Annotated in this window: 12 protein-coding genes and 2 tRNA genes; 11 read left to right on the top strand and 3 right to left on the bottom strand. The window is 70.1% G+C overall.

Annotation, left to right across the window (positions count from 1 at the left end):
• Positions 1–66 precede the first annotated feature (66 nt).
• The 6 genes from gyrB to Q0283_RS07430 all read left to right on the top strand — a co-directional run bounded on the left by gyrB (position 67) and on the right by Q0283_RS07430 (position 6,034).
• Positions 67–2,163: a DNA topoisomerase (ATP-hydrolyzing) subunit B gene (gene gyrB, locus Q0283_RS07405; protein WP_298044088.1), complete on the top strand. Its 2,097-nt coding sequence runs from the start codon at positions 67–69 to the stop codon at positions 2,161–2,163.
• Positions 2,164–2,347: 184 nt separating this feature from the next.
• A complete protein-coding gene (gene gyrA, locus Q0283_RS07410) occupies positions 2,348–4,978 on the top strand; it encodes a DNA gyrase subunit A (RefSeq protein WP_298044089.1) in 2,631 nt (876 codons plus the stop codon).
• Positions 4,978–5,559: a DUF3566 domain-containing protein gene (locus tag Q0283_RS07415; protein WP_298044072.1), complete on the top strand. Its 582-nt coding sequence runs from the start codon at positions 4,978–4,980 to the stop codon at positions 5,557–5,559. Before gyrA ends, Q0283_RS07415 begins: the two co-directional genes overlap by 1 nt.
• 107 nt (positions 5,560–5,666) lie before the next feature.
• A tRNA-Ile gene (locus Q0283_RS07420) sits at positions 5,667–5,740 on the top strand.
• A 44-nt stretch (positions 5,741–5,784) separates the two neighbouring features.
• Positions 5,785–5,952 (top strand): hypothetical protein, encoded by a 168-nt coding sequence (locus tag Q0283_RS07425; RefSeq protein WP_298044073.1) that lies wholly within the window; start codon positions 5,785–5,787, stop codon positions 5,950–5,952.
• A 9-nt stretch (positions 5,953–5,961) separates the two neighbouring features.
• Positions 5,962–6,034 (top strand) — tRNA-Ala (locus Q0283_RS07430).
• Positions 6,035–6,235: 201 nt separating this feature from the next.
• On the opposite strand, the gene Q0283_RS07435 is transcribed toward Q0283_RS07430, so the two are convergent.
• Positions 6,236–7,081: a hypothetical protein gene (locus Q0283_RS07435; RefSeq protein WP_298044074.1), complete on the bottom strand. Its 846-nt coding sequence runs from the start codon at positions 7,079–7,081 to the stop codon at positions 6,236–6,238.
• Positions 7,082–7,281: 200 nt separating this feature from the next.
• Here Q0283_RS07435 and Q0283_RS07440 point away from each other — a divergent pair, with 200 nt between their 5' ends.
• The 3 genes from Q0283_RS07440 to Q0283_RS07450 all read left to right on the top strand — a co-directional run bounded on the left by Q0283_RS07440 (position 7,282) and on the right by Q0283_RS07450 (position 9,697).
• Complete coding sequence (locus tag Q0283_RS07440) at positions 7,282–7,827, top strand: peptidylprolyl isomerase (protein WP_298044076.1); 546 nt, start codon at positions 7,282–7,284, stop codon at positions 7,825–7,827.
• A 43-nt stretch (positions 7,828–7,870) separates the two neighbouring features.
• Positions 7,871–8,842 carry a rhomboid family intramembrane serine protease gene (locus Q0283_RS07445; protein WP_298044090.1) on the top strand — a complete coding sequence of 324 codons (972 nt, stop codon included), beginning with the start codon at positions 7,871–7,873 and terminating at the stop codon, positions 8,840–8,842.
• A 264-nt stretch (positions 8,843–9,106) separates the two neighbouring features.
• Positions 9,107–9,697, top strand: coding sequence for a DinB family protein (locus Q0283_RS07450; protein WP_298044078.1), 591 nt, complete (start codon positions 9,107–9,109; stop codon positions 9,695–9,697).
• 67 nt (positions 9,698–9,764) lie between these two features.
• Here Q0283_RS07450 and Q0283_RS07455 read toward each other — a convergent pair whose 3' ends face one another.
• Positions 9,765–10,052, bottom strand: coding sequence for a cell division protein CrgA (locus tag Q0283_RS07455; protein WP_298044079.1), 288 nt, complete (start codon positions 10,050–10,052; stop codon positions 9,765–9,767).
• A 204-nt stretch (positions 10,053–10,256) separates the two neighbouring features.
• Between Q0283_RS07455 and Q0283_RS07460 the strand changes: the two genes are divergently transcribed.
• Positions 10,257–10,910 (top strand): aminodeoxychorismate/anthranilate synthase component II, encoded by a 654-nt coding sequence (locus tag Q0283_RS07460; protein ID WP_298044081.1) that lies wholly within the window; start codon positions 10,257–10,259, stop codon positions 10,908–10,910.
• 31 nt (positions 10,911–10,941) lie between these two features.
• Here the strand turns inward: Q0283_RS07460 and pknB are convergent, their stop codons facing one another.
• Positions 10,942–13,134 (bottom strand): Stk1 family PASTA domain-containing Ser/Thr kinase, encoded by a 2,193-nt coding sequence (gene pknB, locus Q0283_RS07465; RefSeq protein WP_298044083.1) that lies wholly within the window; start codon positions 13,132–13,134, stop codon positions 10,942–10,944.
• A 162-nt stretch (positions 13,135–13,296) separates the two neighbouring features.
• On the opposite strand from pknB, the gene Q0283_RS07470 reads away from it, so the two are divergent.
• Positions 13,297–13,494 (top strand): hypothetical protein (locus Q0283_RS07470; protein WP_298044084.1); only part of this gene is annotated, 198 nt, incomplete at its 3' end.

The raw sequence follows: 13,494 nt of genomic DNA on the forward strand, positions 1-13,494 counted from the left end.
CCCGCCGCGACCGGACCGGACGCGCAGGCACAGGCGCCGGACGCCACCGCTTCGGACCCGCAGGCCATGTCCTCGGAGATCACACAGGCCACCCGGAAGGTGGAGCACGAGTACGGCGCCGGGGACATCACGGTCCTCGAGGGACTCGAGGCCGTCCGCAAGCGCCCCGGCATGTACATCGGTTCGACCGGCCCCCGGGGCCTGCACCACCTGGTCTACGAGGTCGTGGACAACTCGGTGGACGAGGCCCTGGCCGGGTACTGCGACACCATCCACGTCACCCTGCAGGCCGACGGCGGCGTCCGGGTCCAGGACAACGGGCGCGGTATCCCGGTGGACCTGCACCCCACCGAGGGCAAGCCCACCGTCGAGGTGGTCATGACCATCCTGCACGCCGGCGGCAAGTTCGGCGGTGGCGGTTACGCCGTCTCCGGCGGCCTGCACGGCGTGGGCATCTCCGTGGTGAACGCGCTGTCCGCGCGCGTGGACACCGAGATCCGGCGCCAGGGCCACGTCTGGCGGATGAGTTTCGCGAACGGTGGCGTGCCCCAGGGCGAGCTCGTCAAGGGTGAGGAGACCGAGACCACCGGAACCACCCAGGTGTTCTACCCGGACCCGGAGATCTTCGAGTCCGTGGTCTTCGACTTCGAGACGCTGCGCGCCCGGTTCCAGCAGATGGCCTTCCTCAACAAGGGCCTGCGCATCACGCTGACGGACGAGCGCCTGATCGAGACCAATGAGGTCCAGCAGGACGAGATCGCCGGGGACACGGACGGCGACGGCGCCCCGGACACCACCGCGGACGCGGAGCCGGCACAGGCGGCGGCCACGATCGGCCACGACCTGGAGACGCCGAGGAAGCGCACCGTCGACTACAAGTACGACCACGGCCTGCTGGACTACGTCGGGCACCTCAACGCCAACAAGAAGGTCGAGATGGTGCACGAGGACATCATCGCCTTCGAGACCGAGGACACCGAGCGCAAGATGGCCGCGGAGGTGGCCATGCAGTGGACCACCGCCTACTCCGAGTCGGTGCACACCTACGCGAACACCATCAACACCCACGAGGGCGGCACCCACGAGGAGGGCTTCCGCGCCGCCCTGACCTCGCTGGTGAACCGGTACGCCCGGGACAAGGAACTGCTCAAGGCCAAGGACGAGAACCTCTCCGGTGATGACGTCCGCGAGGGCCTGACCGCGGTGCTGTCCATCAAGCTCTCCGAACCCCAGTTCGAGGGACAGACCAAGACGAAGCTGGGCAACTCCGAGGCCAAGGGCTTCATCCAGAAGATCGTCTCCGACCAGCTCGGGGACTGGCTCGAGCGCAACCCCGGCCCGGCCCGAGACATCATCCGCAAGGCCCAGCTGGCCTCGCAGGCGAGGATGGCCGCCCGCAAGGCGCGGGACAACGCCCGGCGCAAGTCGCCGCTGGAGTCCTTCGGCATGCCGGGCAAGCTGGCCGACTGCTCGTCCAAGAACCCGGTCGAGTGCGAGGTCTACATCGTGGAGGGCGACTCGGCCGGCGGCTCGGCGAAACAGGGCCGCAACCCCACCACCCAGGCCATCCTGCCGTTGCGCGGCAAGATCCTCAACGTGGAACGGGCCCGCCTGGACCGCGCGCTGTCCAACGCCGAGATCCAGTCCATGATCACCGCGTTCGGCACCGGGATCGGTGAGGAATTCGACATCACCAAGCTGCGGTACCACAAGATCGTGCTCATGGCCGATGCGGACGTGGACGGCCAGCACATCACCACGCTGCTGCTGACGGTGCTGTTCCGCTACATGCGGCCGCTGATCGAGAACGGATTCGTGTTCCTGGCCCAGCCGCCGCTGTACCGGATCAAGTGGTCCAACGCCCCGCACGACTACGTCTTCTCGGACGAGGAGCGCGACCAGGCGGTCGCCGCCGGACTGGCCCGGGGCTGGCGGTACCCCAAGGACAACGGCATCCAGCGCTACAAGGGCCTGGGCGAGATGGACTACCAGGAGCTGTGGGACACCACCATGGACCCGGAGCACCGTACCCTGCTGCAGGTCACGATGGACGATGCCGCCGCGGCGGACGAGATCTTCTCCATGCTGATGGGCGAGGACGTGGAGTCCCGCCGGTCCTTCATCCAGCAGAACGCCAAGGACGTCCGCTTCCTGGACATCTGAGTCCTGACCGACCCCTGACCCGGCGCCCGCGGGCGTGTCCGGTGAGCCGCCCAGCCCGGCCCCGGACCGCCCCGGCCCCCACTGACGAGACCCGAGGACACCGCGCGTGACTGACGAGCAGAACCCCGAGAACCCCGAGAACACCACTCCCGACGCCGGCGCACCGGCGGGCGGGGACGTCCCGGTGATCGCCCCGAACCTGGACGGCATCGACAAGGTCGAACAGGTCGACCTGCAGACCGAGATGAAGCGGTCCTACCTCGACTACGCGATGGCCGTCATCGTCGGCCGCGCCCTGCCGGACGTGCGGGACGGCCTCAAGCCGGTGCACCGCCGCGTGCTCTACGGGATGTACGACGGCGGCTACCGCCCGGACCGCTCGTTCAACAAGTCGGCTCGCGTGGTCGGCGAGGTGATGGGCAACTATCACCCGCACGGTGACTCGGCGATCTACGACGCCCTCGTCCGCCTCATCCAGGACTGGGTGATGCGCTACCCGCTGGCCCTGGGCCAGGGCAACTTCGGTTCTCCCGGCAACGACGGCGCCGCCGCCCAGCGGTACACCGAGACCAAGATGGCGCCGCTGGCCCTGGAGATGGTCCGGGACATCCAGGAAGACACCGTCGACTTCCAGGACAACTACGACGGCAAGCAGCAGGAGCCCACGGTCATGCCGGCCCGGTTCCCGAACCTGCTGGTCAACGGCTCCTCCGGCATCGCCGTGGGCATGGCCACCAACATCCCGCCGCACAACATGCGCGAGGTCATCGACGGTGTCCAGTGGTACCTGGAGAACCCCGAGGCCTCGCGGGAGGAACTGCTGGCCGCGCTGATGGAGCGCATCAAGGGCCCGGACTTCCCGTCCGGGGCCCAGATCCTCGGCCGCAAGGGCATCGAGGAGGCGTACCGCACCGGCCGGGGCTCCATCGCCATGCGGGCGGTCGTCAACGTCGAGGAGATCCAGGGACGCACCTGCCTGGTCGTCACCGAGCTGCCGTACATGGCCAACCCGGACAACCTCGCCGCGAAGATCGCCGAGATGGTCCGCGACGGCAAGCTGACCGGGATCGCCGACATGCGCGACGAGACGTCCGGGCGCACCGGCCAGCGACTGGTCATCGTGCTCAAGCGGGACGCCGTGGCCAAGGTGGTGCTGAACAACCTCTACAAGCACACCCAGTTGCAGGAGAACTTCTCCGCCAACATGCTCGCCCTCGTGGACGGGGTGCCGCGCACGCTGTCCCTGGACGGTTTCGTGCACCACTGGGTGATGCACCAGATCGAGGTCATCGTCCGGCGCACCCGCTTCCGCAAGCGCAAGGCCGAGGAACGCGCTCACATCCTGCTGGGCCTGCTCAAGGCCCTGGACATGCTGGACGAGGTGATCGCGACCATCCGGCGCTCGGCGAGTGCCGACGTCGCCCGCGAGGCCCTGAAGGCCCTGCTGGAGGTCGACGACCTCCAGGCCAAGGCCATCCTGGACATGCAGCTGCGCTCCCTGGCCGCCCTGGAACGGCAGAAGCTCCAGGACGACTACGACGAGCTGCAGGCCCGGATCGCCGAGTACAACGAGATCCTGGCCTCCCCGGCCCGCCAACGCGAGGTGGTCTCCACCGAGCTCGCCGAGATCGGCGAGAAGTTCGGGGACGACCGCCGCACCGAGATCCTCTACGGCTACGACGGCGACATGTCGATCGAGGACCTGATCCCCGAGGAGGAGATGGTCGTGACCATCACCCGGGGCGGGTACATCAAGCGCACCAAGATGGACAACTACCGTGCGCAGAACCGCGGTGGCAAGGGGGTGCGGGGCGCCTCGCTGCGTGAGGACGACGTGGTGGAGCACTTCTTCACCGTGTCCACGCACCACTGGATCCTGTTCTTCACCAACCTCGGCCGCGTGTACCGGATCAAGACCTACGAGCTGCTCGAGGCCGGCCGGGACGCCAAGGGCCAGCACGTGGCCAACCTGATGGCTTTCCAGCCCGAGGAACGCATCGCCCAGGTGATGCCGCTGACCGACTACGGACGGGCGCCGTACCTGGTGCTGTCCACGCGGGACGGCCTGGTGAAGAAGACGCTGCTGGCGGACTACGACACCAACCGTGCCGCCGGCGTGATCGCCATCAGGCTGCGGGAGGGCGACGAGGTCGTCTCCGCGAAGCTGGTCTCGGAGGAGGACGACCTGATCCTCATCTCCCGCAACGGCCAGTCCCTCCGGTTCAACGCCACGAACGAGGCCCTGCGGCCGATGGGCCGGGCGACCTCCGGCGTCACCGGCATGAAGTTCCGCCAGGGCGACGAGCTGCTCACGGCCGACGTGGTCCGGGAGGACTCCTTCGTGTTCACCGTGACGGAGGGGGGTTACGCCAAGCGCACCGCCGTGGAGGAGTACCGGGTGCAGAACCGCGGCGGGCTGGGCATCAAGGTCGGCAAGATCGTGGAGGACCGCGGCGTCCTCACCGGTGCCCTCGTGGTCGAGGAACAGGACGAGGTGCTGGTGGTGATGGAATCCGGCAAGGTCGTCCGCTCCGCCGTGGCCGGGGTGCCCGCCAAGGGGCGTGACACCATGGGCGTGATCTTCGCCAAGCCGGACAAGAACGACCGGATCATCGCCGTGACCCTCAACAATGAGAAGTACCTCAGTGGCGTGGAGGACGGTGAGGCCCCGGAGGCCGGGTCCGAGGGTGAAGTACCCTTGGACTCTGAGACGGCGCCCCCAGCCACCGAGCAGGGCGTCGACGCGACCATGACAGCCACCGAATCCGCAGCGGGTGAATCGAGCCCGGGCGCGGAGACTGACGGAGGACAGTAGTGAGCACATCCGGAACGCCACGGGCAGCGGGCCAGCGCCCGACCGGCAGCAAGCCGGCGCAGGGCACCGGCCGGGGGACGCAACAGCGGACCCCCGCCCAGCCGGCCCAGAAGCCGGCCCAGCGTCCGCAGAACGCGCGCCCGGCGTCACAGGCGCAGGGCCGCCCGGCCCAGCGACCGGCACAGCCGGGCCTGGTGCGGCCGGCGCCCAAGGCCAAGGTCCGGAAGGCCCGTCTGCTCGTCTCCAAGATCGACCCCTGGTCGGTGCTGAAGATGGCGTTCCTGCTCTCCGTGGCCCTGGGCATCGTCACCGTGGTCGGTGCCGTGGTGCTGTGGACCGTCATGGACCTCACGGGCATCTTCGACCAGGTCAACGACCTGCTGGCCCAGGTCCTGGGTTCCGAGGGCGGCAACTTCACCGTCCAGCAGCTGGTCTCCCTGGGCCAGGTCGCCTCCTTCGCGACCATCATCGCCGTGGTCAACGTGGTGCTGCTGACGGCGTTGAGCATGCTCGGTGCCGTGTTGTACAACATCTCGTCCACCCTGGTCGGCGGCATCGGCGTGACCCTCACCGACGACTGAGTCGTCACCGGGTGCCACGATCGTGCGGCATCGGCGCCGATTTTGACCGGCGGCGAGGCTGGGGTATTGTGGATTCTCGTTCCGGGGACAGTTTTTCCCGGGCACGAGGGCGTATAGCTCAGGCGGTTAGAGCGCTTCGCTGATAACGAAGAGGTCCCAAGTTCAAGTCTTGGTACGCCCACCCTCGCAGTTCCCGACCGGCATCACGCCGGGGAAGGCGGCATCATGAAGCCGGTAGCGCGTCTCGTCGCCGTCGCGGCCGGCGTGGCAGCCGTCCTCGGAGTCCGTGCCTGGCGCGAGAACGAGCGGGGCAAGGAAGTCTGGAGTTCCGCCACCGATTCGCTGGACACCCCGGCGGCCGGACGTGAGACCCAGCCCGGCAGCCACAACTGAACACCCCACGGGGGCATGGCGCAATTGGTAGCGCACCTGCTTTGCAAGCAGGGGGTTAGGGGTTCGAGTCCCCTTGCCTCCACCGTGTGATCTCTTCGCAGATCGATGAGGGGCCCGGATCCATGGACCATGGATCCGGGCCCCTCGTGTATCCAGGATCCCCTCGTTCCGGGCCGCGCGGCCCGGGGAGCGGGGAAGGGCCCGGGAATCCGTCCTGGACTCCCGGGCCCTTCCCCGTCCGTGCCCCGGTGGGCGCCGTCGGCTGACGGCGCCCACCGCTGGATCACTCGGCGGACTTCGGGGCGGGGACGCCGTCCACCTTCTCCTCGGCGGTGTCCACCACGGCGTTGCCGGCGGCCACGGCCGGGGCCGGAGCGGTGGCGTCGCCCTGGCCCGCCGCGGTGGCGGTCGTCGCCGTGGTGGTGGTGGCGGCCGGTGCGGACGGAGCCCGGGTGGTCAGGTCCGGGTCGGCTCCGGTGGCGCCCTGGTTCTGCAGCGGGGCCGGTGCCGGGGTCTTCCACGGATCATCGACCGGCTTGGTCAGCTGCCACACGGCCACGGCGGCGGCACCCGCGGCGACGACGATGCCGGCCACCAGCCAGCCCTTGTGGCCTGACTTGCCGTGCTTCTTCGCCTGCTTCTTGAACCGCTTCTCGGCGCTCTTGGCGTACTCCTCAGCGGCCTTGCGCAGCTTCCTGACGGCCTTCTTGTCCCCGGTCAGGTTGATCAGGGCGTTCTCCACGGCCGGGGAGACCTTGGCGTGGTGGGCCGCCTTCGAGGCGTGGCCCGCGACGTCGGCGAGTCGTCCGGACGCGGCCGGGACGTACTCGTCCTGCACCTTGTGCCGGGCCGTGTCCACGGCCGGGGTCACGAGACCGACCGCGCCGGCCAGGGCCGTGTTGGCCTGGTGCAGCCCCGCCTTCACCTGCGGTGTCAGCAGGTCGAGGGCGTCGTGGGCGCGGCCGGAGGCCTGCCGGGACGCGGCCTTGCCGCGGACCTTGCCCTCACCGAGGCCCTTCTCGGCCCAGGCCAGTGCAGCCTCCATCTTGGGCGCAGCCCAGTGCGCGGCCTGGTCCACTCCGGAGTTGATCCGGTCCTCTAGGGTCGGGGCAGTCGTCTTCTTGCTCATCTGAACCTCCATGACGTGCGCGGATGCACTCTGCTGTGCCGGCAGCAAACCGGTGCGCCGGGCCTGGGTACAGCCTACGGGGTCGGCGCCGCCGCGGCACGGCGGGGCCGGTGCCACCGCGTTTGGCCCTGCGCGAAGTCTGCCCGCCATGCCCGCGCGGTACCGGACCCGGACCGCCCGCAGGTGGAACAATGGCGACCATGACTGCTATTGCGACCCAGATCGCCACCATCAAGACCAACGCGGGCGACATCGTCGTCGAGCTCTACGGCAACCACGCGCCCAAGACCGTACGCAATTTCGTCGGCCTGGCCACCGGCGAGCAGGAGTGGACCCACCCCCAGACCGGTGAGAAGCAGGTGGGTACCCCGCTGTACAACGGCACCATCTTCCACCGCATCATCAAGGACTTCATGATCCAGGGCGGCGACCCGCTGGGCCGCGGCATCGGCGGTCCCGGCTACCAGTTCGACGACGAGATCAACCCGGACCTGGACTTCACCACCCCGTACAAGCTGGCCATGGCCAACGCCGGCATCCAGGGCGGCCGGGGCACCAACGGTTCGCAGTTCTTCATCACCTCCGTGCCCACCACGTGGCTGCAGGGCAAGCACACCATCTTCGGCGAGGTGAAGGACGAGGCCTCCCGCAAGGTGGTCGACCAGCTCAACGCCGTGCAGACCGGCCCCGGCGACAAGCCGGTCCAGGACGTGGTCATCGAGTCCATCGAGATCAAGGAAGCCTGAGGCCTCCACAGTGTCCCACCAGACCCCGGGCGGTCCGGAGGGCGTGGCACACCGGCAGCTGCCGGTGTGCCCACGTCATCCGGACCGCCCGTCCTTTATCCGCTGTCAGCGGTGCAGCCGGCCGGCCTGTCCGGAGTGCCAGCGGCCGGCCGCCGTCGGGATCCACTGCGCCGACTGCGTGGCCGGCCGGGGGCCGGCCCACACGACGGGCCCGCGGGGCCTGGGGGTGGGGGGACCGGGTGTCGCACCGCACGCCCCCGGGGCCGGGGGACGCCGGCCCGGCGACTCGGGCCCGGCACCGGACCGGTGGGCCACCGCCCGCCGGCCCCGTTGGCGGACCCCGGACCAGCCGTGGGTCACCTGGACCATGATCGGGATCTGCGCCGTGGTCTACGTCCTGCAGTTCCTCACCTCCGGCCAGCGGACGGGCGTCACCGAGCAGTTCTGGTACGCGGGCATGTTCACCTCGGCGGTCGCGATGGAACCGTGGCGGATGCTGACCGCGGCGTTCCTCCACTCTCCGGGGAACCCGCTGCACATCCTGCTGAACCTGTTCACGCTGTGGATGATGGGCCGGGTCCTGGAGCCCGTGCTGGGGTGGGCGCGGTTCCTGGCCCTGTACCTGGTCTCCGCCTTCGGGGGCTCCGTGGCCGTGCTGTGGCTCTCGGCCCCGAACGTGCCGGTGGTCGGGGCCTCAGGGGCCGTCTACGGGCTGTTCGCCGCACTGTTCATCGTCCTGCGCCGCACCGGGGGCAATGTCAGCTCGATCGTGGCGCTGATCGGCGTGAACCTGGCGATCTCGTTCATGGGCGCGAACATCTCCTGGCAGGGCCACATCGGTGGCCTCCTGGCGGGCGCCGCGTGTGCGGCGGTCTTCGCGTACGTGCCCGACGGCCGCCGGGGGCCGGCTCTCCGGCAGTGGCTCGTGCTCGCCGGCGTGGTGGTGGTCCTCGTGGTGCTGGCCGTCCTGGGAGCGCTCCGGCTGACCCCCGAGACGCTGTTGCAACTGCTCTGAGGCGGCCGGTATCCACAGAGTTATCCACCGATGTGGAATGAATGACAACGGTGTGATTCGCCCTCCGAGTTATCCACAGGCGTTTTCCACAGTGTGGATGAATGACACGGGTGTGGTTCCCGGTGTGGATAGCCTGGGGATGAGGGTTTACGCAGGTCAGGGTGGTTATTAACAGCCTCAGAGGCGGTGTGGACACGCTGTGGACAGCTTGGGGAAGAGAGCCCGGTTCTTCCACAATGGGGGGTGTGGGGACAGGATCGGGGAATGACCGTACCACTCCCGTCATCCACAGGCCTGCCGCTCGAGCAGCTCGCCCATCAACTCCGCTGGCACTGGGAGAATCATCTGCGGCCGAGACTGTCCGGGATGACCGACCGGGAATACCACTGGGAGCCGGCGGCGGGAGCCTGGGGCCTCAGGCCGGTGGGAACGCCGGCGCCGGACTATCCGGGTGCCGTGCAGGCCGGCGGCGGGGACTGGGTGGTCGACTTCGCGTTTCCGGAGCCCAGGCCCGCGCCCGTGACCACCATCGCCTGGCGGGTCTCCCACGTACTGGTGGGCGTGTTCGGCGTCCGGATGGCCGGCCATTTCGGCGGCCCCGGGATGGACTACTTCAGCTACGACTACCCGGGGACCGCGGCGGAGGCGCTGGCGCGCCTGGAGACCGCGGTGATCGACTGGTGTGCTGCCGTGGACGGGCTGGACGCGGCCGCGCTGTCGGCGCCCGCGGGGGCCTCCGAGGCACCCTTCGAGGATCACCCCATGCTGGGGCTGGTCCTGCACATCAATCGCGAGGCGATCCACCACGGCGCGGAGATGTGCCTGCTACGGGACCTTTATGCGGCCCGACACTGAGGAGGGGACACGGACGCGGCCCGGTCCGGCGGGACCGGCGTCGAGGCCGTGACGATGGGGAGGACGGTCAGCGCCAGCGGGTCGTCATGATGAAGCCGACCACGGCGATGCCGAAGCCGATGCCGATGTTCCAGCCCCCGGCCTGGGGAATCGGGGCGAGGCCCATGGTGAGGTAGTAGACCACGATCCACAGCAGCCCGATGATCATCAGACCGAACATGATCACCTTGTACCAGGTCGGCAGCGGCCCCGGCTCCAGCTCCGCCACTCGGCGGGCGGCACGGCGTTCGGCCTGTTCGGCCTTCGCCTGGCGCTTGACGGTCTTGCCGTGGGTGCGGGACTTGGACTCGGGCACGGGATTCCTGTTCGACGGGATCGGTCATGAGGACGGTCCGGGGGGACACGGCGTATTCTTCTGCAGACGACTGCAATCCCGGCCAGTCTATCGGCGGCGGCCGGCTCCCGTGCCGAGGACCCTGGCGGGAATCAGGCTGCAGTGGTCGAGCCACCCCGCGGCGCTCCTGCCCCCGTTCACCGATTCGACGATTGGCACCACCGAATGACCTCACCGTCCACCCGCACCGCCCGCATCCTGGTGGTCGACAACTACGACAGCTTCGTCTACACCCTCGTGGGGTACCTGCGTGAGCTCGGTGCCGACACCCTGGTGGTGCGCAACGATGCCGTCACCGCGGGCGAGGCCATGGAACTCGCCGCCGAGCGGGACGGGGTGCTGCTCTCCCCAGGCCCCGGCACCCCGGCAGAGGCCGGCATCAGCATCGAGATGGTGCGCTGGGCCGCAGACCGGTCCGTGCCCCTCTACGGCGTCTGCCTGGGCCACCAGGCGATCTGCGAGGCCTACGGGGCCACCGTGAGCCACGCGGCCGAACTGATGCACGGCAAGACCTCCCGGGTGCGCCACGGCGGCCACCGGATGTTCCAGGGGGTCGCGGACCCGTTCACGGCCACCCGGTACCACTCGCTCGCCGCCGTGCGCTCCACCATCCCGCCGGAACTGGAGATCACGGCGGAGACCGAGGGGGGCATCGTCATGGGCGTGGCCCACCGCAGCGCACCCCTGTGGGGCGTGCAGTTCCACCCGGAGTCCGTGCTGACCGAGGGCGGGTACCGCATGCTCGGCAACTGGCTGGAGTCGCTGGGCATGACCGGGGCGGCCGCGCGGGCCGACACGCTGTCTCCGCTGGTCGGCTGACCGGCCCGCGGCCGACGGGCCGGATCGTGCGTCAGCCGTCCCGGGTCCCGCGGCCGTTGCCGCCATCGTTCCCGCGCCCGTTGTCGCGCCCGTTCCCTCGGTCCTCGTCATCGTTCCCGCGGCCAGGGCCGCCCGAGTCGTCCTCCCCGCTCCCGGGCCGCGGGCCCGCCGCCTCGGGGGTCTCCGACGCGGAGGGGCTGGGCGACCCCGACTCCGGGTCCGAGTCCGAGTCCGAGGGTGAGGGTGACGGCGACTCGGACGGGGACTCCGAGGGTGACGCGGACGGCGTCGGGGACTCGCTCTCCGACGGCGTGGGAGACGGCGACGGGACAGGGGCCCGGGCCACCTCCACGCCCACCGGCGAGCCCTGGGCCACCTCGGTACCCTCAGCCCGTGCCTGGCGGATTACCGTTCCGGCCGGGTAGCTGGACGTCACCCGGGTCTCGACCTCCATGCTCAGGCCGAGGTCCTCGAGGGCCTGCTGTGCCTCGTCCTGGGTCAGGCCCACGACCTTGGGGACCTGCACCATGCCCGAGGAGATGAGCAACTCCACCGATGACCCGGCCCTGACGGTCGAGCCGAGTTCCGGTGAGGTCTCCACCAGCCGGTCCCGGGAGATCTCGGCAGAGGGGACGTACCGCACCGAGGAGATGGACAGTCCCAGCTCCTCGAGGGTGTCCCGGGCGGTCGCCTCCGACTGGCCGGCGAGGTCCTCGGGGATGCTCACCTGTTCCGGGCCGATGGAGATCAGCAGGGTGACCTCCTGGTTCTTCTGCACGGTCGCCCCAGCCTCCGGCTCGGTGCCCACGGCCAGGTCCCGGGGGACCTCGTCGTCGTGGACCTCCTCCAGGATCGGCCGCAGCTCGGCCGAGGTCAGCGTGTTCTGGGCCTCGATCTGGGTCATCCGGGCCACCTCGGGCACGCTCACCTGATTGGCCTCGACGTTGCGCCGGTTGAGCTCGTCCATGAGGAACCACCCTCCCGCGATCGCGGCCAGGGCCAGGACCACGACCAGTACCGGCACCCACACATGGCGCCGGCGCCGGCGCCGCGGCGGGCCACCGGCGGCGGACTCGTCCGCGAAGGCCAGCGGGTGGCCCGTCGTCTCGACCGGCGGGACGGGCGGGGTGACGGCGCTGGGAGCGGCGGCCACCACCGGCTCGCCGGCGGCGGGCGTCGTGGCCCCCACGGCGGCCATGGCCAGGGTGGGCTGTCCGTTCGCCGGTGTGGCGGCGGCGATGGCCTCGGTCACCCCGCCGGGGACCAGGTCGATGGCCTCCGTACGCTCCGGCTCCCCGGCCGTGGAACCCTGCCCGCCGACGAGGGCCGCGCCGGCTCCGGCGAGTCCGACGGCGCCCGCCCCGGTGCCCCCGGGGTTCGTCCGAGCCCGCTCCAGGGCGGCGCGGAACTCCTCGCCGGACTGGAAGCGGTCCTCCCGGTCCTTGGCCAGGGCCCGGGCGACCACGGCGTCGAGGGCGGGGGAGACCTGGGGATTGAGGGTGGACGGGGCCGGCGGTTCCTCGCGCACGTGCTGGTAGGCCACGGCCACCGGGGAATCGCCCACGAACGGGGGCCGTCCGGTCAGCAGCTCGAACAGCAGGCACCCGGCCGAGTACAGGTCGGAACGGGAGTCGACGGTCTCACCGCGGGCCTGCTCCGGTGACAGGTACTGGGCGGTGCCCACCACGGCCTGGGTCTGCGTCATGGTCGCGGCCGAGTCGGACAGTGCCCGGGCGATGCCGAAGTCCATGACCTTCACGGCGCCGGACGTCGTCACCATCACGTTGGCCGGCTTGATGTCCCGGTGGACGATCCCCGCCTCGTGGCTGAAGTCCAGGGCCGCCAGCACGGCGGAGGTCCACGCCACCGCCTGGTCCACCGTGATCTCCTCCTGGCGCAGCAGGTCGCGCAGGGTCCGTCCGTCCACGAACTCCATCACCATGAACGGGCAGGCGACCCCGTGGTGGGCGCCGTCCTCGTACTGCTCCTCGCCGGTGTCGAAGACCGAGACGATGTTCGGGTGGTTCAGCGCGGCCGACGACCTGGCCTCGCGGCGGAACCGGGACTGGAACTGCGGGTCACGGGCGAGGTCCGGACGCATCATCTTGACGGCGACCCTGCGCCCCAGGCGCAGGTCACGGCCCTGGAACACGTCCGCCATACCGCCCCGGCCGATGAGGTCACTGACCTCATACCGGCTGTCGAGGATCCGTTGGTGGGGCACTGTTCTTCGGTCCTGTTCCGTGAAGGGTGAGGGGATGACGGGGTCGTGGGCGGCTCGTCCGGTCGGGGTTCTCGTGCGACGTGGACGGCCGGGCCCGTCCTGTGCGTGGTCCGGTCCTAACCCAGGGGCTCGGTGTCCTGGGAGGGAGCCGGCGCGGCCCCCATGGCAGCCCCACCCGGAGCCTCCGTCGGGTCAGTGTCCGTCTCGGACGGGACCTGCGTCGGGGCGGACTGCGTCTGGGTCGCCTCCTCGGTCTGGGTCGGCGGTGCCGAGGTGGTGGCCGGCGGTGCGGTCGTGGTCGGCGCTGCCGAGGTGGTGGCCGGCGGTGCGGTCGTGGTCGGCGGTGCCGAGGTGGTGGCC

Origin of the sequence: uncultured Citricoccus sp. (assembly GCF_937871995.1) — a bacterium.
In the GTDB taxonomy this organism is placed as follows: Bacteria; Actinomycetota; Actinomycetes; order Actinomycetales; family Micrococcaceae; genus Citricoccus.